General features: G+C 59.5%; 20 protein-coding genes and 1 pseudogene. 12 read left to right on the forward strand and 9 right to left on the reverse strand.

Annotated features, from left to right (window positions below):
• Positions 1 to 292: transposase (locus GCT13_RS41320; protein WP_193727883.1), on the forward strand; the 292-nt coding region annotated here is incomplete at its 5' end.
• Here GCT13_RS41320 and GCT13_RS41325 read toward each other — a convergent pair.
• Together GCT13_RS41325 and GCT13_RS41330 are read right to left on the reverse strand one after the other, a co-directional pair.
• Positions 274 to 3159, reverse strand: a complete 2886-nt coding sequence (locus GCT13_RS41325) for a hypothetical protein (protein ID WP_152767613.1) — start codon at positions 3157 to 3159, stop codon at positions 274 to 276. The two genes, GCT13_RS41320 and GCT13_RS41325, sit on opposite strands and share 19 nt — an antisense overlap.
• Before the next feature lie 621 nt (positions 3160 to 3780).
• A complete protein-coding gene (locus GCT13_RS41330; protein WP_143811230.1) occupies positions 3781 to 4155 on the reverse strand; it encodes a GIY-YIG nuclease family protein in 375 nt (124 codons plus the stop codon).
• A 415-nt stretch (positions 4156 to 4570) separates the two neighbouring features.
• Between GCT13_RS41330 and qatA the strand changes: the two genes are divergently transcribed.
• The 4 genes from qatA (at position 4571) to qatD (ending at position 9543) form a co-directional block, all read left to right on the forward strand.
• Positions 4571 to 6529, forward strand: coding sequence for a Qat anti-phage system ATPase QatA (qatA, locus tag GCT13_RS41340; protein WP_087740311.1), 1959 nt, complete (start codon positions 4571 to 4573; stop codon positions 6527 to 6529).
• Positions 6530 to 6611: 82 nt separating this feature from the next.
• Positions 6612 to 7409, forward strand: coding sequence for a Qat anti-phage system associated protein QatB (gene qatB / locus GCT13_RS41345; protein ID WP_321574965.1), 798 nt, complete (start codon positions 6612 to 6614; stop codon positions 7407 to 7409).
• On the forward strand, positions 7406 to 8779 hold the full coding sequence (gene qatC / locus GCT13_RS41350) for a Qat anti-phage system QueC-like protein QatC (RefSeq protein ID WP_087740312.1): 1374 nt from the start codon (positions 7406 to 7408) through the stop codon (positions 8777 to 8779). The genes qatB and qatC overlap by 4 nt, the downstream gene beginning before the upstream one ends.
• A complete protein-coding gene (gene qatD / locus GCT13_RS41355) occupies positions 8776 to 9543 on the forward strand; it encodes a Qat anti-phage system TatD family nuclease QatD (RefSeq protein ID WP_087740313.1) in 768 nt (255 codons plus the stop codon). Before qatC ends, qatD begins: the two co-directional genes overlap by 4 nt.
• Before the next feature lie 53 nt (positions 9544 to 9596).
• Here the strand turns inward: qatD and GCT13_RS41360 are convergent, their stop codons facing one another.
• Both GCT13_RS41360 and GCT13_RS41365 read right to left on the reverse strand, forming a co-directional pair.
• Complete coding sequence (locus GCT13_RS41360; protein WP_227747277.1) at positions 9597 to 9965, reverse strand: hypothetical protein; 369 nt, start codon at positions 9963 to 9965, stop codon at positions 9597 to 9599.
• 258 nt (positions 9966 to 10223) lie between these two features.
• Positions 10224 to 10517: an HU family DNA-binding protein gene (locus GCT13_RS41365; protein WP_268958032.1), complete on the reverse strand. Its 294-nt coding sequence runs from the start codon at positions 10515 to 10517 to the stop codon at positions 10224 to 10226.
• 1263 nt (positions 10518 to 11780) lie between these two features.
• Here GCT13_RS41365 and GCT13_RS41370 point away from each other — a divergent pair.
• Positions 11781 to 13373: a tetratricopeptide repeat protein gene (locus tag GCT13_RS41370; RefSeq protein ID WP_152767614.1), complete on the forward strand. Its 1593-nt coding sequence runs from the start codon at positions 11781 to 11783 to the stop codon at positions 13371 to 13373.
• A 316-nt stretch (positions 13374 to 13689) separates the two neighbouring features.
• Here GCT13_RS41370 and GCT13_RS41375 read toward each other — a convergent pair whose 3' ends face one another.
• A complete protein-coding gene (locus GCT13_RS41375) occupies positions 13690 to 14379 on the reverse strand; it encodes a TetR/AcrR family transcriptional regulator (protein WP_087740416.1) in 690 nt (229 codons plus the stop codon).
• Between the two features lie 251 nt (positions 14380 to 14630).
• Here GCT13_RS41375 and GCT13_RS41380 point away from each other — a divergent pair, with 251 nt between their 5' ends.
• From GCT13_RS41380 to GCT13_RS41400, 5 genes are read left to right on the forward strand one after another with little or no spacing between them, the layout of a single operon-like run.
• Positions 14631 to 15959, forward strand: a complete 1329-nt coding sequence (locus tag GCT13_RS41380; RefSeq protein ID WP_152767615.1) for an NAD(P)/FAD-dependent oxidoreductase — start codon at positions 14631 to 14633, stop codon at positions 15957 to 15959.
• A gap of 55 nt (positions 15960 to 16014) precedes the next feature.
• Entirely contained in the window at positions 16015 to 16344 is a 330-nt protein-coding gene (locus GCT13_RS41385) for a cupin domain-containing protein (protein ID WP_087740112.1), read from the forward strand.
• A 16-nt stretch (positions 16345 to 16360) separates the two neighbouring features.
• Positions 16361 to 17761, forward strand: a complete 1401-nt coding sequence (locus tag GCT13_RS41390; RefSeq protein WP_087740113.1) for an amino acid permease — start codon at positions 16361 to 16363, stop codon at positions 17759 to 17761.
• Positions 17762 to 17786: 25 nt separating this feature from the next.
• Positions 17787 to 18872, forward strand: a complete 1086-nt coding sequence (gene hppD, locus GCT13_RS41395) for a 4-hydroxyphenylpyruvate dioxygenase (RefSeq protein WP_152767618.1) — start codon at positions 17787 to 17789, stop codon at positions 18870 to 18872.
• A gap of 5 nt (positions 18873 to 18877) precedes the next feature.
• Complete coding sequence (locus tag GCT13_RS41400) at positions 18878 to 20026, forward strand: branched-chain amino acid ABC transporter substrate-binding protein (RefSeq protein WP_152767616.1); 1149 nt, start codon at positions 18878 to 18880, stop codon at positions 20024 to 20026.
• Positions 20027 to 20331: 305 nt separating this feature from the next.
• On the opposite strand, the gene GCT13_RS41410 is transcribed toward GCT13_RS41400, so the two are convergent.
• Positions 20332 to 21030 carry an aspartate/glutamate racemase family protein gene (locus GCT13_RS41410; protein ID WP_152767617.1) on the reverse strand — a complete coding sequence of 233 codons (699 nt, stop codon included), beginning with the start codon at positions 21028 to 21030 and terminating at the stop codon, positions 20332 to 20334.
• Between the two features lie 97 nt (positions 21031 to 21127).
• Complete coding sequence (locus GCT13_RS41415; protein ID WP_087739558.1) at positions 21128 to 21859, reverse strand: glutamine amidotransferase; 732 nt, start codon at positions 21857 to 21859, stop codon at positions 21128 to 21130.
• An 87-nt stretch (positions 21860 to 21946) separates the two neighbouring features.
• On the opposite strand from GCT13_RS41415, the pseudogene GCT13_RS41420 reads away from it, so the two are divergent.
• A pseudogene (locus GCT13_RS41420) lies at positions 21947 to 22093 on the forward strand (helix-turn-helix domain-containing protein); the annotation flags it as partial.
• A 64-nt stretch (positions 22094 to 22157) separates the two neighbouring features.
• Here GCT13_RS41420 and rraA read toward each other — a convergent pair.
• Together rraA and GCT13_RS41430 are read right to left on the reverse strand one after the other, a co-directional pair.
• Positions 22158 to 22661, reverse strand: coding sequence for a ribonuclease E activity regulator RraA (gene rraA / locus GCT13_RS41425; protein ID WP_087739557.1), 504 nt, complete (start codon positions 22659 to 22661; stop codon positions 22158 to 22160).
• A 31-nt stretch (positions 22662 to 22692) separates the two neighbouring features.
• Positions 22693 to 22985: transposase (locus tag GCT13_RS41430; protein ID WP_193727883.1), on the reverse strand; the 293-nt coding region annotated here is incomplete at its 5' end.

Here is a 22985-nt window from a genome sequence, read left to right on the forward strand (position 1 = left end):
TCTGATTGTCGACGGACTGCCCGCACACAAAAAGGCCGTCGTGAAGGACTACGTTGCCAGTACTAACGGCAAACTGACCCTGCACTTTCTGCCCGGTTATGCACCGGACCTCAACCCGGATGAGTTGGTGTGGAGCCACGTGAAGCGCACAGGCGTCGCGCGAAATCCCTTGCGCAAGGGCGAAAAGCTCGGTCCGAAAGTTCACGACCAACTTGCACAGGTCCAGCAAAACCCAGAACTCGTGCGCTCGTTTTTCAGGCATCCGTCTGTCGCCTATATTTCTGATCTATGAGTAATACTCCGAAAGAGCCGCGGGAACGAGGCAAAGGTCGTGGAGACCACTGGAACTACCAGGAAAAACGCGTCCCAGAGATGAATCGGCCCCTTCTCGATCTGGGTGACATTGAGGTTGCCCTGCAGCAGGCTCACGAACGCACTAAGCGTGCGAGACAAGCGGCTCCACGCCGCCACGACAAACGCCTGGTGCAGCTTCATAGCGGCGACGAAAACGTCACGGCGCGCCTCGAACAGCGCCGTAAATTCATAGGGCGCTGCACGGTGCAACGAATCTCGATCCAGCTTTGAAAGATCCCATAGGGCAATCTTGTCCGCAGGCACCTCTGATGCGGATAGCGCGCGCTGCGCCTTTTTGAGATCCGCGTCGGCCCGCGTCACCCGAGACTGTGCCTCATCAATGCGCTGCTGGGTAGCGCCCAGCAGCGTCTGCGCATGGCCCAAGGTGTCGCGTGCATCGCGAACGATGATGGCTGAACGATCGCGCGCCTGGGTCAACCTGTCGAGAAGTCGGGCCGGCAGCCCGGCATCTCCTTCGTCACGGCAGATATCATCGAGCGATATCCGGGTGCGTTCGACTTCCTTCCTGCAGTTCGCTTCATGTCGATTGGCAGCCGCGACGGCCTCCGCCAGTGTGCCGAGCTTTCGTCCGAAAGCTTGCTCCTTGGCGAGTCGGTCAGCCGCAGTCGCTTCTCTCACGCGCGCCTCGCGCAGTTGCTGCTCGAGCTCAACACCACGCACATTCCAACGACGGCTGTATTGTGTACGGAAGAGTTCAGAGAAGAATCCCGGCTTGCCTCGAAAGTGGAATTCCATGTCCGTCTGAATGCCACGTATCGCGGCTACCGCGGTCTCATGCCCGGTACCAGCATTGTCCAATGCGGCCGGGTCTACCGTCTCCCGCAGCAGATCATAGGCTTTCTGCTGTGCCTTCCTCTCCGCATCGGCATTGCTCCATGTCTTGCAGATCGATACCTGATGTACGGCGCGCTCGTCCTCGCGAATAGCGGTCTCCAAACTGGCCTGTGCCCGGCGCACCGCTTCCTTCTGACCGATGTGGGCCTGCTCATTGTTAGTCAATGTTGCAAGGGCCACCTTTTTTTCGGCCATTGCGCGCGTATTCAGCTGAATGGCGTCGGCGACGTTGGCTGCCATACGCGTCAAGCCGTTCACTCTCTTGCGCGCCTGACGGTATTGACTGCGTGCTTCTTCCCACGATAGCGCGCCGTGCTCGCCCGTCTTAACGAGATCTTGCAGGGAGCGCAATCGAAGCGGATCCGGTTTGGGCTGTGGCTTTCCATCCGTTTTCTTCTGCGGCAGCCCCGAGAACCAGAAGCGCGTCGCAAACTGGCTGCGATTGCTCTTGTTGCCCAACACCGCGGTAACCAGGCCCCAACGCTCCTGTGTCGCCGCACGTTGTTTCGCCTTCTGCGGCGCGGCTACCGAATCCGCCAGCACCGAGAAATAATCGAGGTCGATACCCGGCGCGATCGCAGCCAGTCCCGGTAGCTCTTTCGTGATGTTCTCCACCGCTCCGTTATTGGCGGATGACACCACGATCCCAAAGCCCCGCAAACGCGCGTCGAGCTCATACACCGGATACTGATAGTCTTCAATGCCAAGGCGTTTTGCGAAGGCCGACGTGGGCGTATCGAAGTCCACGAGGACATCCGCGCGATTCACCACGACGGCAGCAATAATGTCCTTGAGCATGGTGGTCTTGCCGGTACCGGGTGGACCGTTTACCGAGAAGAGACCGGCACCGTCGGCAAGATCATTCATCACGGTATTGACGGCGAACTGCTGGGCTGTGACCAGAGGGAATTTCGCCGGCCAGCAGCCAGCCGGTAGTTTCGACGGATGGACACCGTCGATCAACCGGTCAACCTCCGACTCCAGGTCAACGCGGCCGATTGAATCCTCCCCTTTCAGATATGCCTCTAAACCGACGCCGATTTTCCGCGCCGCCACCGCGTCGCCTACGTCTTCCAGATCTTCAGCATAGAAGCTGTTCAGAGGATCATCCTGGGACGCTTTTGAAGCTTCGCTGTCCACCGCCTCGCTTTCGGGCGCCCAGAGAGCCTGGATGCGCCACCTCTCAAGCTGCTCCGGATGCCAGCCCGAGAGCTCAAAGACCAGATTGGTAATGACTTGAACATCGCCCGACGTTACTGGCCGCAAAGGAGGTGGCTCGGGGCGGAACTCCGCGACCGCAGGCGCATCGCCTTCTACGCAAGCGTCTACACGCGGCACCGGCGTGGTCTCTTCCGCAGTGCTTTCGTCACTGGGCACTTCACAGGTTATTCTCGCAAGGAGTCGGCGTTCGACCATAAGGTCCTGCACTTTCTCGCGGATTTGCTCTTCAAGTCCACCAATCCCGAAGAATCCCCGGAAATCAAGCGCCGCTGACTGGTTCCGCGCGTTTGCAATCTGCCCCATCGCCCACGGCACGGTGCTGACAAACACCTGCCCGCTCGCCATTCCTTCGCCGTTGACATTTAGAACAACACAAGCGGCCGGTGAGGTTGGGCGCAATTCCGAATTGTCGATCGGGTCTGCACTGAGGTAGCGGCGCGCGCTCTCAATGAAATAGCCGCCATTGAGTATGCCCGCGAAGAGCTGAAACTTCCTGTTCGGACCGATCTGGCGATCCAGAATGGCTCGCTTCTTCGAGTCACGCCATGGCAATTCGCGGTCAACTGCGTCGCGCTCGAACTCCCAGACCGAATCTTCCAGCTTCACGGCCGGTGGAGACTGTGGAGCAAGGTACTCAAGAGCCTGCCAAAAATTGATGGCCGCCTCTGCTTCCTTCCAACTATCGCGAACCCCGTTCTGATGCCCCACCTTCATTGATTCCTTCGCCATCGTGATTCATCGCCCCCGGACTTGACGTGTCTGTTCTAATTTTTCCGGCCGACATACTAACTGAGTTCCGCGTTCTGGAGCGCGCACACATTACGTTCCGGACGGCCCCCGCTACATCTAGTTGCGCCCGACGACGCGCCGGGACGAGCCCACAATCGTCAACTAATTACCCATGCCAGCTATCCCCAAGGGGGCTGGGGCATGACTGCACATCCTAGACCCGATAGACAACGCACTGAAACCTCTCACCCCCTTCATGCTCATTCGACGATCTCGTCTCACACAGAGCCCGATTCAACAATTTCATCAACGGCAGCTTGTGACAAAAACTGAAGGGTTGCGTGCTTACGTCGATTTATGCATTTCGCATAATCGAACACACGCTCGCTATCACGCGGTTCATGACAAAGAGTCCGACGGAGAGAGGGAGCAGCATTCCAACCCTTGCCGGGTTCGCGGTCGCCGAGCGGCGGCATCAGCTCTCCGGAGGTAAATGGGCATCATCATTGGCCGTGCAGCAGCAATCGTGCAATGCAACGGCGGGAAGGTCCGGCTGATTCTCGTCTCGACTAACGGGGAGACGCGAGCGCACTTCCATAGTCGAAACGCTCCCCATCCCAATTACCGTCGACCATTCCCACCACGAGTCTTGTTACCTGATGGTTGATGACGAGCAATATGCGCTTTTTCCGTCTCAATCAATGCGTCTTTGCTCGTGCCCGGCGGCGCAACTGCAAATGCGACGCGCTGTTTGTCTAGGTTGAGCTTTCCGAGTCGTTCATGCTGCTGTTGACGCTGCCGCAGATCATTCGTCTGGCCCGCGTAGTCGATCTCTCCCGTCGGACCGACGTGGCGATAGATTCCGGGGAGCGAAGGAATCGCGCAGTCGGGACCGCGCACGGTGCCAGAGATTGCCATGCGACCTGGCGGAATGGCCGATCTCTTAGCGTCGACGGGCTCTTCCGCTGTAGTGCGAACGGGAACAGGCTTTTTCATTGGAGGTCCTGTTGGGGAATGTCAAAAAAAGCTGAGTTTGAGGACTGGGATGGTTGCCTACCGCAAGAGGCAGGATACGGATTTGCTCTATGAAGTCTGTTAGCTGCCCAACACCTCGCCCTCGCCTTTCCCGCTCGATACTTCAAGTTAAGTTCCGCGTTGTGGAACTTGCCCGAACTGCCCTTGTAGCCAACTGGATTCAGTCCAGCGCCCTGCTCCGAGCCGAGCGTGTTGCTATAAGTCGCACCGAAAGCGCGCGCGCCGATTCCACAATCTAGCGCTCACGGCTGCGCACTTTGCGGGATCAGCCGTAAGCAACAGTAGTTATCGGCACGTCACCGACATCGTCGCTATACTCTCGCCGACGTCCATTCATCACCGAAGTCGAATCATCGCCCCGCACAGAGGAGACCACATGTTTCTGAATGACCAGGAGACCGCAACCGATCTCCTGTATTACGAAGCGATAGCGAAGACTGTCGTCAAACTGGTGGACAAGACACTCGACTCGCCGGTGACCGTCGGCGTTCATGGCGATTGGGGCGCAGGTAAATCGAGTGTCCTCAAGATGCTCGAAGCATCTTTCGCCGGCAACGATCGGGTACTTTGCCTGTGGTTTAACGGATGGACATTCGAAGGTTTTGAAGACGCCAAGACTGTCGTACTCGAAACCATTGTCGATGAACTTCGCCGTGCGCGGCCGACATCTGAGAAAGTCAAGGAGATCGCCAAAAAGGTACTGAAGCGTATCGACTGGCTGAAGCTCGCCCGCAAGGCGGGTGGCTTCGCCCTGACGGCGGCAACCGGCATACCGACTTTCGACCAGGTGAAGGGACTCTATGAGTTCGCAGCAAGCTTCCTGGCCAAACCCCAGGAGCACATCACAGCGGAAGACCTGAAGGCCGCAGCCGAAAAGGCTGGCGACTTCATCAAGGACGCAGACGAGTCCAGCGACAATCTGCCCGAGCATATCCACGCCTTCCGCAAGGAATTCAAGGAATTGCTCGATGCCGCGGACGTCGACCGCCTCGTGGTCATCGTGGATGATCTGGACAGGTGTCTGCCGAAAACAGCAATCGCGACCCTGGAAGCGATCAGACTGTTCCTCTTCGTCGAGCGTAGCGCCTTCGTCATCGGCGCGGACGAACTGATGATCGAGTACGCAGTACGCGAACACTTCCCGGACCTGCCGCCAAGTGCAGGCCCCGTCAGTTACGCACGGAATTACCTCGAGAAACTTATCCAGGTGCCCTTCCGGATACCCGCGCTTGGTGCTGCCGAGACACGGGTCTACGTGACACTGTTGCTGGCAGAAAACGCGCTCGGCTCCGACGACGCGCGGTTCCTGGCCCTGCTCAACGCCGCGCGCGAAGACATGAAGCGTCCGTGGAAGAGCCGAGGCCTGGATCGTCGTACGGTTGAAAGCGCGATGGGTGGGTCCGTGCCCACCGAAGTGGATCAGGCACTCGTGATTAGCGCCCACGTCACGCAGATCCTCAGCGAGGGTACACGCGGCAACCCCCGGCAGATCAAACGGTTCCTGAACTCGTTGATGTTACGACAGGCGATCGCCGAGGAACGTGGGTTCGGTACCGATATCCAGCGACCCGTGCTCGCGAAGATCATGCTTGCGGAACGCTTCTACCCGGATTTTTATGAGCAGATTGCACGGCTGGCCGCCCATCACCCCGACGGCCAGCCCGATGCGGTGCGCCAGTTCGAAGAGCACGTGCGTCATCCCACTACGGCTAACGACGAGGATGACGAACAGGGCGCGACCAAAGCGCGCAAGGGTTCCCGCGGAACTCAAGCGGCCGTCGCTACCGAAGTGGCAGAGTGGGACAAGAATCAGTGGGCCATCAGTTGGGCGGCGATGGAACCGTCCCTGATCAACGTCGATCTTCGTCCCTACGTTTTCGTAACGCGTGACAAGCGCAGTTCGCTCGGAGGCCTCGCGGCGGCGAGTCATCTCGAGGGGCTGGTCGAGAAACTCATGGGCCCGACCCTCATGGTACGCGGCGCCGCCGACGAGATCGCCAGGCTCACCGCTCCCGAATCCGAAGAGGTGTTCGACACGCTCCGCGGCCGAATCCTGCAGGAAGACAAGTTCAATGCCAAACCTAAAGGGGTGGACGGACTTGTACGCCTAGTGACTGTGCATCCGGCGCTTCAGCGTCGGGCCCTGGAATTCGTCCGCGAGTTGCCCATCGAGAAGCTCGGTACTTGGGCGGCGTCGAGCTGGGGCGCATGTTTTCGCGACGCTGGCGTGGCCACCGATTTCCAGACGATCCTGAAGGCCTGGTCCGAGCAGACGGAAAACAAGGTTCTGCAAAAGGCGGCTCACGGTATCGCCAAGCTGGCGCAACGGGGCTGACGCGATGGGGACTTCGAAAGCCTACGGGGGACCGGCAAGCGGCCTCGTACCCTCGTTCGTTGATGATCCGACGCCGCCCGCGATGCCGGCGCCCACGGTAACACCGCCGTCGGCGCCGCAGCAGCCCGTGCCGCCTGCGGGCCCGATTCCAGCGCAGACGCCGCCGAGACCGCACACGCCCCAGGGACCGGATACCTCGGGTACAGGTTCGCTCGGCGGTGCGCGTGGCAGCTTCACGCGCTTCGCTCGCACGGGCAGCGGGAGCGCGCTCGGCAGGGCCGTCGCCAGCTACGTCAGCAGCGGGACGGGCGGCGCCCGACGGGCTGCCCGGCGCATGGGCGCATCCCGCGCGGCGGCCCGGGGACTGCTCGGTGTAGTTCGGGACGTCCAGCAGCTGGGCCCCGTTGAGGCGCTACGCCGGCTCAATCTCGACGGACTCGCCGGGCAACCGGCCGCGGACGTATTCGTTTCGATGCTGGAGTTCATCTGCCCACCGGGCGGCACGGTCGACGAGGCCATCGCCCGGCAGGCGATGCTTGAAACAATCGGAGATCTGGCCGAGGGGGATGCCGGGAGCTTCGACTCCCTCACGCGCGAGCAGTTGCAGGACTTCTTCCTCGACTTTATCGTGCGCTCTATCGAGGGTCGAGTAATGGCCGATATCGGGAAACGTGGCATCACGCTTCCGGATGATGTGGACGCCGTGCAAGATACGCAGGACCAGTTGCACGATTTCGTCGACGGCGCGACGAGGGGGCAACTGGCCGGACGGCTCGATGGGCTCGAAAGGCTGTCCGATCGCGAGCTCGATACCGTCGTCAGTCAGATTTACGAAACGGCGTTCGACCTAGTCGCCGCCGCCGGTGAGGCCGCATCATGAGACATCACAGCATCATCGCCCGACTCGGAGCGTCTGACACCGGTCATGTATCGGTGAGCCGTACGGATACGCAGCAGACGGACGTCAATTTTCTGGAAAGCCAGAATCGACTTGAATTTGGGCTCGGCAGCACGCTTGAACAGCTTGCCCAGTTGGGCCTGCGACCGTCGGAAACTGCGGTAGACCTTGTATTGCTCGCTGCCACCGTGACAGCAGCAGATACACGCATCTCGCGCGCTTCGAATGCGCAGGATGCCTGGACCCGCGAAATCGATCTGCACCTGCCGGTCCACGATCCAGCGCGATGGGCAGCGCTGGTGCCGCTTATTACGACCATGCTGGGTTTCCTGACGGGAGATCGATGGTGCGTGTACTTCCGTCCCCGCCCTTCGGGCGTCGGTGAGATGGCGCCGGAACCCGACCAGCTACGCCTAGCCAATCCCACCTCCGTATGCCTCTTTTCCGGCGGGCTTGACAGCTTCATCGGTGCGATTGATCTGCTGGCCAGCGGACAGGCGCCGTTACTGGTTAGCCACTATTGGGATGGGATCACCAGTTCCCATCAGACCCACTGCGTCGGGGCCCTGGCGGGTCGCTATCCCGACGCTGCATTTCAACATATCCGCGCTCGCGTCGGATTTCCGACCGATACGGTGGAGGAAAGCGATATCGAGGACACCCTGCGTGGCCGCTCCTTCCTGTTCTTCTCCCTGGCTGCCGTGGCCGCGGACGCGGTGGGCGGGGACATGGTGGTTCACGTGCCAGAAAACGGGCTGATTTCACTGAATGTGCCGCTGGACCCGTTGCGCCTGGGCGCACTGAGTACCCGCACGACCCATCCGTATTACATGGCGCGGTTTGATGACCTCTTACGCGGGCTCGGGTTGACCGTTCGTCTGGAAAATCCTTATGCCTTCATGACAAAGGGTGAAATGACGACGCGTTGCGCCGATCAGGAATTTCTCCGGCGCGAAGCGCGGAATACGATGTCCTGTTCGTCCCCTGGCAGCCGGCGCTATGATCCCGATCCCAGTGAACGCGTGCCAAAGCATTGCGGTCGCTGCGTCCCGTGCCTCATCCGTCGTGCTGCCATTCGTGAGGCATTCGGGCGGGATTGGACGCCCTATCGGATCGCGAACCTGCGCGCACAGATGCTCGACACCAACAGGGCGGAGGGTAAGGACGTGCGTTCCTTCCAACTCGCCTTATCGCGCCTGGCCAGGAATCCCGAGCGGGCGCGGTTTGATATCCATCGCCCCGGCCCCCTGATTGATCACCCCGACAGGCTGACGGACTACGAAGCCGTGTACGTTGCCGGACTCCAGGAAGTCGGGCGCCTTTTGCGTGGTGTGCGAGCGGGACCACTATGACGGCGGCATCGACACGATCGACTCCACAGTGGGTGGACTTCCATTGCCACTTGGACCTCTATCCGGACCACGAGGCGCTGATCGCCGAGTGTGACCGGGAACGCGTGGCGACCCTCGCCGTCACCACCACACCAAAGGCGTGGCCACGCAATCGCGAGTTGACCCAGAACTCGCCGCATGTGCGCGTAGCGCTGGGACTGCACCCACAGTTGGTCGCCGAACGCGAGAGCGAACTGGCGCTACTCGAACGCTATCTTCCCGATACCCGTTATGTCGGCGAGATCGGGCTGGACGCTGGGCCACGCTTCTATCGCAGCTTCCCGGCACAGGAACGGGTGTTTGACCATATCCTTCGCGCCTGCGCTGAACACGGCGACAAGATCCTGACCATCCACAGCGTGCGTTCGGTAGCCAAGGTCTTGGGTCACCTCGAGCGCGCACTACCTGTCGACCGCGGGCAGGCCGTCCTGCACTGGTTCACCGGCACCGCCGCCGAGGCTCGCCGAGCCGTCGAAATGGGTTGCTTCTTCTCGGTTAACGCCGAGATGCTCCGGTCGGCCAAACATCGCAAGCTCATCAGCGGCCTGCCGTTGGAACGTGTATTGACGGAGACAGATGGGCCATTCGTGGTTGAGGATGGCCAGCCAACTCGACCTCGCGATGTCGCACGTACGGTGTCTGAACTCGCGGTGCTGCTGAGCCTCCCCATCGAATCTGTTGCAGCGCAGATACTGCACAATCTGAAGCGACTGGTAACAACCTGACTGCTAGACGAGTTCGGACTTCTTGAATTGACGGCGCACACTCGCGATCAGCGTCAAAAGTCGCCTCGATCCGTCTCAGGAATCGGCGAAGAGGCTGTACCTGCGAGAAAGTGTTTTAGTCGCCGCTCCGCTTCAATTATCTTGTGAAGTGGCGCGACAGCCAATTGCGAGTCATGCAACGCAAGCAGTCCCTCAAACGCCGGCATTGCGTCGCCAGCGAGAAGCCATTCATTCGATTCGTGAGCGCGCGCCAAGGCGTCCTCGATTGCGTGCTCCGTCGTCTTAAACTTTTCAACGGGTTCGTTGCCGTAGCCAGCCTGTTGAAGGAACCATGCGACGTATATCGCGCGCATCAACTCATTGCAAAGATGCCCGTTCCCGTGACCGTTGCGGCAGGTTGCGAGTGCCAGATGATAGGCCAATGACTGCTCCCGAACAGAGGCCTGGTCCATCGGCAACAACATTGTCTTGGTGAGCGGCCGACGCGAGCGCGACGCCCCACCCCCGCTACGTTTCGAACTCATTTAGCTAATTACCGGCCCGGGACAACTCTAATCCATTGTAGCCGAGTCGTGGACAAATGCCGGTGAACACAGGCAAACCCGGCAGTCTGCCACAGGCGGTTTAAGCTCGAATGCTGTCCAAATGCGGCAACGGGCGCGTGGTGCACCCGGTCCCGACTACGACGCGTTCACGGCGTCCTTGAATGCCTTGCCGGCTGTGAACTTGACCGTCTTGGCCGCGGGAATCGTGATGGTCTCGCCCGTCGATGGATTCCTGCCGCTCCGTTCTGCTCGCGCGCCCGTTGAAAACGACCCAAATCCTATCAGCTGCACCGTGTCGCCCTTCGAGACCGCTCGCGTAACTGCCTCAATGATTGCATCAATGGTTTCACCGGTACCTGCTTTGCTTTCGCCCGTCGTGGCAGCTACAGCGTCAATCAGTTCCTGCTTGTTCATCCTGTGTTCCCAAATGGTGTCCGCTGATGCGAACCGAACTGGCACGCTACAACATCTGGAGGGCAGAACACAAGGTGCTACGTGGTTGCGGCTTCAATCGATGGATGCGCCTGCAGCCAAAATACATCGCACGATCGTCAGTTTCATCGATGCCCCGCTGTTCGGAAATTTCCGAAAAAGCTCCCTCCCATGGCGCAAATCAATCGTCCGAACCGGATTTTGACGTCCGTTCCGCTCAAGCGCAAAGTTGCCCCGGAGGTCGGCATCCGCAGATCGCGCCGCAGGCGCGGCAAAGCGTCGGACGGCGACATGGCCTCGATAAAGTGCTTATCTCCGCAACGCCCTGGTCAGCAGGGTCCCAAACGGGCGCAGGAGCATTCCCCGAAAAATAAACATCTACAGGCCCGCTCGACACGTCCACCGCCCCTACAAGCCCAGACAGACGTTGCGCGGACCGAGAGCAAAGGTGACCCGACGTCGGCGAAGAGATACTGCTTGCCAGGGCGGCCGCAGCTAGCTAGAACATCAGCTCGGAAACGCTTGGCTCCATAACGCCTCCCCTGGTCAGCGAAAAAGCAGATTCCGCGCACGCGTATCGCCCCTCAAGATTGAGGATATGCTTTAGCAAACATATCCTCCCTTAGGGTATAGCGTAGATATCCTCGATCGAGGATAGAAAGGAATAGCCGAAGGCCCCCGGCGGTATCGCCGAGGCTCCTTCCACCATCGCATATGCAATGGTTCCGCCAGACTATTTGCAGGTCCCGCGCCTCTAGCTTCGCCAGCGCGTCCGTTATCTCAGGACCCATCCCCCGTGGTCGGATATCCCTAGCGCGCCACCGGTCCAAACCCGTCCACGCTAGCGGTCACCACCGAAGCTCTTCAATCGGAAGAGGCGGCCCTAACGTCAGTGGCCGTGTGCGCAGCCGACGTGTGACATGGAATGTATATCACGGAGATCATCGCAATTTCCATGCAATTTTGAAGAAATTTCAACCACAAAAGAATTACTCAAAAACACTCCCTAATATGCTGATAGATTTCGCCATGCTTATATTCTGTGCAGCGTTGCTGATTGCGGACAGGTTCATCTGTTCGCCTCAGTAACACTTCAGGGAAACGCGTTCCAGTCTGAACACTAAAGACAATCACGAGATTGCCGATAGACATTGAGCAGCATTAGGACAGCAATATCCCATTGTTATAACGCCGCTTGGCCCGACTACCCCTTCTTGGGGTAGAAGGCACGACAAGAAGTGGCGGCTAGCACCGTTGAACATGAAGACCATTCGTAAGTTCGCCGCTTTCGCGGCTGCCTGCCTGGCCATCACGGGCCTAGGCATCACGTCACTGCACGCCGATGCGACAACGCGCACCTTCCAGATGCCGTCAAGCTCGCCCGCGCCCGCACTCCGCGACCCAGCCGGAAAGCTGCTCACCGCGTGGGAAAAATTGAACGACGGCGACCATAAAGGTGCCGAAATCGAGCTGCTTGCGCTCGTGGCATCGCCGGAGTTCAAACGGGCACAGGTGCGATTGCGGTTCACCGCATACGTCGGACTCTCGATTTGTCAGAGTGCAAGTGGCGATTCGCAGGGCGCATACGGGAGCATCCTTCGCGCCGGCGCCGTTGCCCCGGGACTGCGGAATGTCGAATACTGGAAAGCGCTGCTTGCTGCCGCAATTACGACGAATCGCCAATACGTTGCCGCCGACGCATTGAGCGCTGCGCTGCTCGTAGACCCTGTCAAAGCGCAGGCTATAGATATCGACATAATCTGGACGGTCATGGACAGCACGCGCGAGATGAACGATGGCGGCTATCACCGGCACATGGTGCAGCAAGCACTGTGGCAGGCCGGCTACAGCCCCGACGACGAAGCGAAGCGCACGGGCCTTCAGTCCTTCTGGGCAGAACTATTCGAATACGACGTCGACCGCGGCGAGAACGATCAGGCTCGAAGCTACCTGAAGGCGATTACCGATCCGTACCAGATTGTCAGGCTTCGAGCGGACAAGCGTTACCGGCAGGCTCTGCTCGACGATTCGCGTTATACGGACAAGGACGCGGTGACCCAGCGTTACCTCGACTATGTGCGAGCGCAGGCTACCGCTCAACCGCGCAGAATCGCCGCGATGCATATGCTCGCCGAGGCACTACGGAATTCGGGCCAAGCGGCCGAATCGCTCGCGGTGTCTGATGCCGCGCTCGCAAAGGTCAACAGCGCCCCCGCTGGCCAGCCGGCATTCGACGACCTCGTTGACAATTTGCGTTGGATGCTGGACACGCGTGCGAAAGCGCTGTCGCGCCTAGGAAGGTGGGACGACGCCCTGTACGCCGCGCAGGCCGCGCGCGACGAAGCAGAAAGGCAAAAAAAGGACACTGCCAGTCAGGCGATTAACCTGGGAGAGATGCTCTATCGGCTTGAACGACCGCAGGAGGCGCTGCGCGCAGTGCGTGACATGAACGAAAATACCGCGAGCCCGTACGGCATGTCAGAGGTAGCGCAGGTGAAGGCTTGTGCTTATGCGCAATTGGGCGACAAGGCGAAAGCTCGCGCCGCCACCGACTCGCTGCTAGAAAATCCCAACCTCGACCCCGAGTCCGTACGGGCGGCCTTGCTGTGCATGGACGACAAAGACGGCCTGGCAAAGATCATCCTCGGACGCCTCGAGGATCCGCTGACTCGTAACTACGAGCTTGCGAGCAATCAGGGTTATGCCCCCAGACCTAACCTCACGCCTTTTCTCGCGACGATGGCGCGTCGCCTCGACGACGTGCTGCATCGTCCGGACGTGAGTGCGGCGCTCGCGCGATACGGAGTGGTTGAGTCGTATGCGATCACCGCGCCTGACGATGGCGTGTGGTAAGTGCGGCTTCTCTTACAGATGAGCGCCAATTGGATGCGAGCGATTGGCATGGAAGAATGCCGTGTCGGCGAACCACCGTTCATGGTGGAATTCGGGAGGACAACGAACGCATCGAACCGACCTTCGTCCGACCAAAACTGCTACGTCGGGTGACATGTGCTGAGCGGCCATCTGACTGACCACGTCATTTCCGACGGCAGCCAGTGGCCTTGCCCTCGACCACAACCGTCAGGTAATTCGACTTGTCGTGGCTCACTGCATCGCAATCTGCTGCGCAGCGCCGGGAGCGTCGCACGGCCAGCGGCGCTGCCCCTCTTTAGGCCAGTGTTGTGACTTTGCGTGGCTGGCGCGCTTTCGACTTCGCCCTGGACCCGTCGACAACGACCGGCGAGCATGCCCTGACGATGGTCTCTACGAGGGCCTGAAGCTCCTCGCGCTTCTCGCTCGACGATACGTCGAACAATTCAAATACGCCCAGACCGCGTAGCGTAGAAAACACCGAGGACGTGAATCCTTTCGGATGGGGATGGTATTCGTCAAGCTCGGGAAACGCCGCCAGGAACAGCGAAAAAAACTTCTTGTCCTCGCTCGCACGCTTGGCGTCGATGCGAGTGAAGATCGATGGCGTGGCCTTGCAGCCGAAGAACAGACTCCACGCCGTGAGGTAGTCACGAGCGCCGAAGATCTGCTTCCATGCCTGCAGGACAAATGATTCCGCGCGCTCACGCAGCGGAAGCGCGGGATCAGGCCATACCCCACCGTGGTCACTCAATGGTGCCATTGCTTCGTCAACCAGTCGCTCCATCAACGCGTCGCGGCTTTCAAAGTGGTGTTGCAGAGCGCCAAGCGAGACGTTGGCCCCCCGTGCGATCTTCTGCAGCGTCGCACTTTTGAAGCCCTCCTCGCGAAGCAGTCGCTGCGCTGATTCGATGATTTTTCGCTGTGTCGCCTCGATGCGTTCGCTCTGCGGCGTTCGCGTGCGCGCGGGCTGTGATGGTGATTCCATGGTTCTCGCCTGTTCAGTCACACGAAAACAATAATAAATACTTCTCGCTTATTCGCAATCCCATTCTACGCGGAAGCCCCGCGGAGCCGCTCTTCGCGCGCTGGATCGTGCCCTTTTAAATTCGTTTCCACCTGCAACGGTCTTCTCCGGCAGGATAGGTACAAACACCAATAATAATAATTTATTGTTTTTCTATAGTTGAGGGGCCCGCTGAAAGTTCGCGGCGTTTTTGCACCTCACCTGGATTCGACATGCCCCGCCTGATTGACCGCCTCCCGAACGACGACCACACCAATGGATGGAGCGCCCTGTTACCCAAGCGGTCGCCGCGGGCGTCACTCGTCGGTGAGCGGGATTTCGACTGGGTGGTCATCGGGGCCGGATATGCCGGACTGGCCGCCGCGCGCAGGCTGGCGGCACTCCGGCCGAGGGAGTCGATCGCCGTGGTGGAGAGCGGCGTCGTGGGCGAAAACGCGTCGGGACGCAATTCCGGCTTCGCAATCGATCTGCCGCACGCGCCCTCCACTTCCGCCGCATCGGTGGAACAGGGTCGCCAGGCGATCCGCGTCGGACGCTTCGCACTCGCCGAGCTCGAACGTCTCATCCAGGACCATCGCATCGAATGCGACTGGGAGCGACGCGGCCGCTATCACGCTGCCGTGACGAGCGAAGTCGCTGGCAAGGTGCTCGATACCTATGCGTCGAACCTGCGCGCGTGGGGCGAATCGTACGAGGCGCTAACGCGCGACGAACTCGAACGCCGGCTGGGCACCCGCTACTACCACTCCGCGATCTACACGCCGGGCACCTGCCTCATGAATCCTGCAGCACTTGTGCGCGGACTTGCCGACAGCCTACCGCCCGAGGTCGAACTGTACGAAAACTCGCCGGTGGTCGAAGTCGAATTCAACGGGCGATCGCCGTATGTCCGCACGCCCGCAGGCCGCATCCGGTTCGGCAAGCTCATTCTTGCTGTGAACGCGTTCTCGCCGTCGTTTGGCGTCTTTCAGGACAGACAGATTCCCGTTCTGCTCTTCGCGAGCCTCACCAAGCCGCTGACGGCCGACCAGCAGGCAAGACTCGGCACCGATGATAGCTGGGGTATCACCCCCGCGCACGGCGTCGCCGGCTCGACGCTGCGACTCACCGCCGATAAGCGGCTGCTGATCCGCCAGGGATTCGACTATTCCCCGTCGCTCAACACAAACGAGGCGCGTCGCGATGCCGCTCGCGCGAAACACACGGAACTGCTCGCGCGCCGCTTCGGACACCTTGGCGGCTCGCTCGACATCGAACACTTCTGGATGGGCTGGCTCGCCGTTTCGCACAACCACGCGCCCGCCTTCGGTCAGGTCAGCGACAACGTCTATGCCGCCGCCTGCTGCAACGGCGCAGGCATCGTGCGTCACACCGCTGCGGGGATGCTGATTGCAGAGCTTGCGAATGGCGAGCGCAGCGAGCTGACCGACGACTTTCTGGTCCAGGGAACGGCCAGTTATATCCCGCCCCGCCCGATCCGCGATATCGGCGTGCATCTGACGCTGATGCGCGAACGGGCTTCGGGCCGGCACGAACTGTAGCGCAAGCGCACTCGCGCACGGCGCACCACTTTTATTCAATCAAGGAGACATAGACATGCGGAGCATTCGACTGATCAAGGGCGACACGATCCAGACCAAGGATCGCGGGGGAGCCGCCGATGGCACAGCAGAGATCTCGTGGGCCATTTCCGACAAGGAAGGCGCAGTCCTGCCCTGCGGCTTTGGACGCTGGCACGAAGCGCTTTGCGAACCCAAGACGCTCACGTACGACGAAGTGATCCTCGTGCTCGAAGGCGTGTTCGGCGTCGAAGCCAGCGATGGCACGCGCGTCGAGGGCCGTCCGGGCGACGTGATCGAGCTCTGCAAAGGCGCCACGGTCAAATATTTTGGCACTCACGCGAAGCTGTTCTTCGTGACCAACTGACAAGTCGGAGAACAGCATGCAAACCAATTCCACTCACGGTCATCTGGAGCGCAAGCTCAAGAACCGGCACATCCAGCTGATCGCACTCGGCGGCACGATCGGCACTGGCCTCTTTCTCGGCTCCGCCGGCGTCCTCGAACTTGCCGGACCTTCGATGCTGCTCGGCTACGCCATCGGCGGACTGGTCGCGTTTCTCATCATGCGTTTTCTCGGCGAGATGCTGGTCGAGGAACCATGTGCCGGTTCGTTCAGCCACTTCGCCAGCCGCTATGGTTCGCGCTTTGCGGGCTTCCTGTCCGGGTGGAATTGTGTCGCGCTGTATGTGCTGGTCGGCATGCTCGAATTGACGGCGGTCGGCAAGTTCGTACAGTTCTGGTGGCCGGGCATTCCGACGTGGGTCACCGCGCTCGTCTTCTTCGTCATTATCAATGGGGTGAATTTCATCAATGTGAAGATCTACGGTGAAGTGGAGTTCTGGTTTGCGCTGATCAAGATCGTGGCGGTCATCGCGATGATTGCAGTAGGTGTCTACATGATCGTGGGCACGGATCGGCCGGGCCAGTCGGTTGGCAACCTCTGGTCGCACGGTGGATTCTTTCCGCACGGTGTTTCCGGTCTCGTGATGGCGATGGCGTTCATCATGTTCTCGTTCGGCGGCGTCGAAATGCTCGGCTTTACCGCCGCAGAAGCTGACAGGCCGCGTCAGGTCATTCCGAAAGCCATCAACCAGCTGATCTTCCGTGTGCTGGTGTTCTACATCGGTTCGATGGCGGTGTTGCTGATGCTGTCACCGTGGGACCATCTGCTCGCCCAACTCAAGACAGGGGGCGGCACGTACAGCAACAGCCCGTTCGTGCTCGTCTTCTCGGGCATCGGCGAAACCCTGGCGGCAAATCTTCTCAACTTCGTGATTCTGACGGCAACGCTCTCTGTCTATAACAGCATGGTGTATTGCAACAGCCGGCTGCTCTACGGCATGGCAAGCGAAGGCAACGCGCCGAAATCGCTGATGCAGGTCAACAGCCGGGGCGTGCCTGTCCGGGCCATCATCTATCCGGCAATCTTCACCGCGCTGTGCATCGTACTGAACTACGTTGCACCGGCAAGCGTGATTGAAATCCTGATGTCGCTGATCGTGGCTGCGCTTGTCATCACCTGGGTCACCATCATCGTGACGCATCTGCGCTTTCGCAAGTCGCGCACGGCGCCCGGCATGAAGTCTGGTTTCCCCGCGCCGTTTTCCCCTGTCACCAACTATCTGTGTCTCGCATTCATGGCGCTGATCGTCGGCGTGATGCTGCTGACGCCGGGCATCCGTGCTTCCGCGTTCGCAATCCCTGTGTGGATCGGTGTCGTGTACTTCGCATATCGCTGCGTCCGTGGCCGTCATCCCGAACCCATCATGGCTTCGTCCTGATTCACTCTACTTCTGGAACACTTCCATGTCTGATCTCTTTGACAATCCGATGGGCCTGATGGGCTTCGAATTCGTCGAGTTTGTTTCGCCCACACCGGGCGTGCTCGAACCGCTGTTCGAGAAACTCGGCTTCACGATGGTCGCGCGTCATCGCAGCAAGCAGGTCGTGCTGTTCCGTCAGGGCGATATCAACTTCATCGTCAATAATGAGCCGCAAAGCGTCGCGTCGTACTTCGGCGCTGAACATGGTCCCTCTGCCTGTGGTCTGGCATTCCGCGTCAAGGATGCGCATCACGCCTATGCGCGGGCAATCGAACTTGGCGCACAGCCGGTTGATATCCCGACGGGTCCGATGGAGCTGCGCCTGCCAGCCATCAAAGGCATCGGCGGCGCTCCGCTCTACCTGATCGACCGTTTCGAGGATGGGAAGAGCATCTACGACATCGATTTCGAGTACCTGCCCGGTGTGGACCGCCACCCGGTTGGTCACGGCTTTAAGGTCGTGGATCATCTCACGCACAGCGTCTATCGCGGACGCATGGCGCACTGGGCTTCGTTCTACGAGAAGTTCTTCAACTTCCGCGAGATCCGCTATTTCGACATCCAGGGCGAGTACACGGGACTGACTTCCAAAGCCCTTACCGCACCCGATGGCAAGATTCGCATCCCGCTCAACGAAGAGTCCAAACAGGGTTCAGGACAGATCGAAGAGTTCCTGATGCAGTTCAACGGCGAAGGCATCCAGCACGTCGCCCTGCTGACCGATGACATTTTCAAAAGCGTGGACGCCTTGCAGATGGCAGGCATCCCGCTGATGACAGGCCCCAACGACATCTACTACGAAATGCTCGAGGAACGCCTGCCCGGTCATGGCGAGAATGTCGGTGAATTGCAGGCACGCGGGTTACTGCTCGATGGCTCGACCAAAGACGGAAGCAAGCGCCTGCTGGTGCAGATCTTCTCGCAGGCGCTGCTGGGTCCGGTGTTCTTCGAGTTCATCCAGCGCAAGGGCGATGACGGGTTCGGCGAAGGTAACTTCAAGGCGCTGTTCCAGTCGATGGAACGCGACCAGATCCGGCGCGGCGTTCTCCAGACATCTGATGCAAGGTGATTAACATGCAACCGAAAATTCAACACACGCTGCTGGTCGGGTGCTCCGTGCTTCTGACGGGAGTCGCTCACGCTGACCAGACGGTCACGATCGGCTTTGGCGGCCCGCTGACGGGGCAAGTTGCACACGTAGGAAAGGATGCGGAAAACGGCGTGCGGCTTGCCATCGAGGATGCCAACGCTGCCGGCATCAAGATCAAGGGGCAGCCTGTCCATTTCCAGCTTGTATCCGAAGATGATGCGGCTGATCCAAAAACAGCTGTTACCGTCGCGCAAAAATTCGTCGATCAGAAGGTAAACGGCGTGGTCGGCCATATCACATCGGGGGCAACGATTCCCGCATCGAAGGTATATGCAGGTGCGGGAATTCCGCAGGTCTCGCCATCGGCAACCAACCCTGAACTGACGAGGCAGGGATTCGCCACAGCGCATCGGGTAATCGGCGACGATAGCGAAGTCGGACGGGTCATCGCCCAGTACATGGCAAAAACGAAGGGATACAAGCGTGTAGCTGTTGTCGACGACCGGTCGTCCTATGGTCAGGGACTGGCGGACCTCGTCGTCAAGGAACTGAAGGCCGCAGGCGTCGATGTTATCGACAGGGAATTCGTTTCCGATAAAACCGTGGACTTCCGTGGCATCCTCACGTCGATCAAGTCGAAAGATGCACAGGCCGTGTTCTATGGCGGTGTCGATGCTCAGGCGGGTCCGCTTCGCAAGCAGATGACGGGCCTTGCTATGAAGACTCCGCTTGTTGGATCAGCGATCGAAACGGACAAGTTCGTTCAGCTGGCGGGTCCGGCCGCCGCCGAGGGTACGGTCTCCGCCGAGTCCGGCCAGCCACTCGAGAAGATGCCAAACGGCCCGGCGTTTGCCGCGAAATACAAGAAATTCGGGTCGGTCGTGCTGTTCGCACCGTATGCGTACGATGCTACCTGGGCGCTGATCAACTCGATGAAGCTGGCTGATTCGACCGCGCCAGCCGATTATCTGCCCGCGATGAAGAAGGTGGAGTTTGACGGTGTGACCGGCAAGATCGCCTTCGACGCCAAAGGCGACCTCCGCGCTGCGGCAGTGACACTGTATGAGGCGAAAGGCGGCAAGTTCCAGCCGGTGAGTACGGTGACGGGTTCGCACACCTCCGGCGCAAACTGAACACGGCGCGTTTTCGCTGTGCGGCGACGAGCGGCTTAAGGTCGCTGGTCGTCGAAGCGCGATCGCCGCCCAGAAGTCGATGGTCCGCTTGCTGACCAGGAGCGGGCCTTTCGAGTTCCGCAAAAGGGTGACGATGCGTGTCCTTTCAAGGGCGACTGCAGGCCGATGACGAATGTACCAATCTTGGCCCCGTTGCAGACCTTCGCCCCACCATAACTGCTCGCGATAGCGTCAGCTATTGCGGCGTGTTCGTCCCAGACTGTCTTGCGCTGGCCAACTACCTGCTGCACCCCAGAACGGTTGACTCATAGAGGATTGCCGAGTGCGAACGCGACGGCAGCTTCGCCGTGAATGGCCGTCGAGTCGAAACCCGGCAGCGGCAGCTTGTCGGTCTCGAGAATCAAACAGATTTCGGTGCACCCAAAAATGACGGAGTCCGCGCCATCGGCCTTTGCCTTCTCGATGAGAGCAATCAACACATCGCGCGAGCTATCCACCACCTTTCCGGCGCAGAGCTCGTCGAAGATGATGCTATGGACCTTCGTTCGGCCATCCGCATCAGGAACGACGACTCCAATGTCGTGACGCTTCATCCGCTCCTGATAGAAGCCGTTTTCCATCGAATATCGCGTCGCAATCAGCAGAGGTCGCTGACAGCCAGCCGCTTGAAGGCGCTTGGCGGTCTCATCGATGATGTGGATGAGTGGCACTTTGATGGCAGCTTCAACCGCGTCGGCAACGAGATGCATCGTCACGGCGCAAATGAGCACGCACTCGGCGCCCGCATCTTCGAGCGCACGTCCGACATCGGCGAGACGGCGACCCGCATCGTCCCAGCGGTTCGACTTTTGCATATCGACGATGCCTTGAAAATCGTCCGAAAACATGAGCAGTTCTGCCGAATGCAAGGCGCCAAGCTGGGTGCGTACAGCCTCATTGATTTGACGGTAGTACACGGACGAGCCTTCAAAGCTCATGCCGCCAATCAAGCCTATCTTGCGCATTTTGTTTGCCTCGTTTGAATATCGAAAACTTGCTCGTTATCAGGAACATCGCCCGTTCATCGGGCGCCCCTGAGAAAAACGGATCGCGCCGACATGCCTAACGCGACGGCTCGCAACAAGCCAACTCAACGAAAGTCTTCAGAAGCCGTCTGGCCTCACCCGTGTCTTCGAGTTCGCTTACCAGAACGTCGGGGTCGGCGCCTTCGGCACGCAAGACGTCCGCGCGTCGCCGAATACACGCCTCAGACACCTGCGGTGTGAATTCCGGGTGAAACTGGGTCGAGATGGCGTTCGGTCCGTATCGAACGATCTGATGCGGATCGTGTTCCGAGGATGCCAGAACCTGCGCACCCGGCGGCAATTTGATGACCGATTGTTCGTGCGTCAAGTGCGCCTTGAACACCTCGGGCCAGTTCCTCAAGAAAGAATCTTCAGCTGCCGCCGGCGACAGGCTGATTTCCTTGCAACCCACTTCTCGCCCTCGCGGGTGGTAGTCGACCCGGCCGCCTAGCGCATGGGCCATAAGTTGATGGCCATAACACACCCCGAAAAGCGGCATGCCGATTTCCATCGCATCGCGAACCCACTGCGCCGCCTCTTCGCTCCAAGGCAGGCGGTCCGTCACCATTGCCCAAGACCCTGTAATCACGGCTACGCGACTTGCGTCGGGACTCGGCAGTTTCTCTCCTTCGAACACGCGGACTACTTCGACGGCCTCAGCCGTGCATCCAAGCGCACGGCAAAACCAATCAGGCAGATCACCAAACGGGTCACGCACCTCAGCGGGAGGTGTACCGACCTGAACGATAAGTATCGAGGGAGAAGTCATGAGCGAGATGCGGTGCTAGAAAGGCCATCAGTCTAGCTTGAACAGAGAATCTTGAAAAATGAATAATGGTGAACGGGGCTTCTTGAAATGAGAAATATCGATTTGGATTCACTTGAAATCTTCAAGGCTGTCGTGAATTTCGGCGTTGTCACCAAGGCTGCGGCCAACCTAAACAGGGTGCAATCGAACATCACGACCCGGGTCAAAAATCTCGAAGAGCGTCTTAGCGTCGCGCCAGCCCAAGGACCGCAAACCAGGCCTTGCATGTAACCATGCGCCAAGATTAATTTGCCGCGGGTTAACCTTTCCATTTTAGTTCGCTGCCGGAAACGAGCACACCATCCAGGTCTGCGTAGATCCATTCCGCCGGACGCACAGTGGCGCCTGGAAGCGCGACTGTTACATCGCGCTGCCCCCCTGAACCTCGTGCGCAGCGCCGAGGGTTCATACCGATCGCCGCGATTCCAACGTCACACTGTGACATCTCCTCACGATCGCGTACCCCACCAAAGACCAGGACGCCAGCCCATCCACGAGCGACAGCAATTTCGCCTAGATTCCCGCCGACCAGAGCACAGCGCAAACTGCCGCCGCCATCAACAACGAGTACACGTCTGCCACCCTCTGTATTCAGAACGTCACGTATCAGTCCGTTTTCCTCAAAAACTTTTACTGTGACAGCAGGCCCACAAAAGCGCTTCGCTCCGCCGTACTGCTGAAACATCGGGGTAAGCACACGCAAACTCCCACTCTCGAACAATGCCTCGTGCGAATCGCACAAGTCAGCGGTAGTCATATCCATTCACACCTCTGGCCATTCCGGAGCCGATTACTCATAGATCAGAAATATAGGCGACAGACGGATGCCTGAAAAACGAGCGCACGAGTTCTGGGTTTTGCTGGACCTGTGCAAGTTGGTCGTGAACTTTCGGACCGAGCTTTTCGCCCTTGCGCAAGGGATTTCGCGCGACGCCTGTGCGCTTCACGTGGCTCCACACCAACTCATCCGGGTTGAGGTCCGGTGCATAACCGGGCAGAAAGTGCAGGGTCAGTTTGCCGTTAGTACTGGCAACGTAGTCCTTCACGACGGCCTTTTTGTGTGCGGGCAGTCCGTCGACAATCAGAT

It is taken from the genome of Paraburkholderia franconis (assembly GCF_009362735.1).
GTDB lineage: Bacteria > Pseudomonadota > Gammaproteobacteria > Burkholderiales > Burkholderiaceae > Paraburkholderia > Paraburkholderia franconis.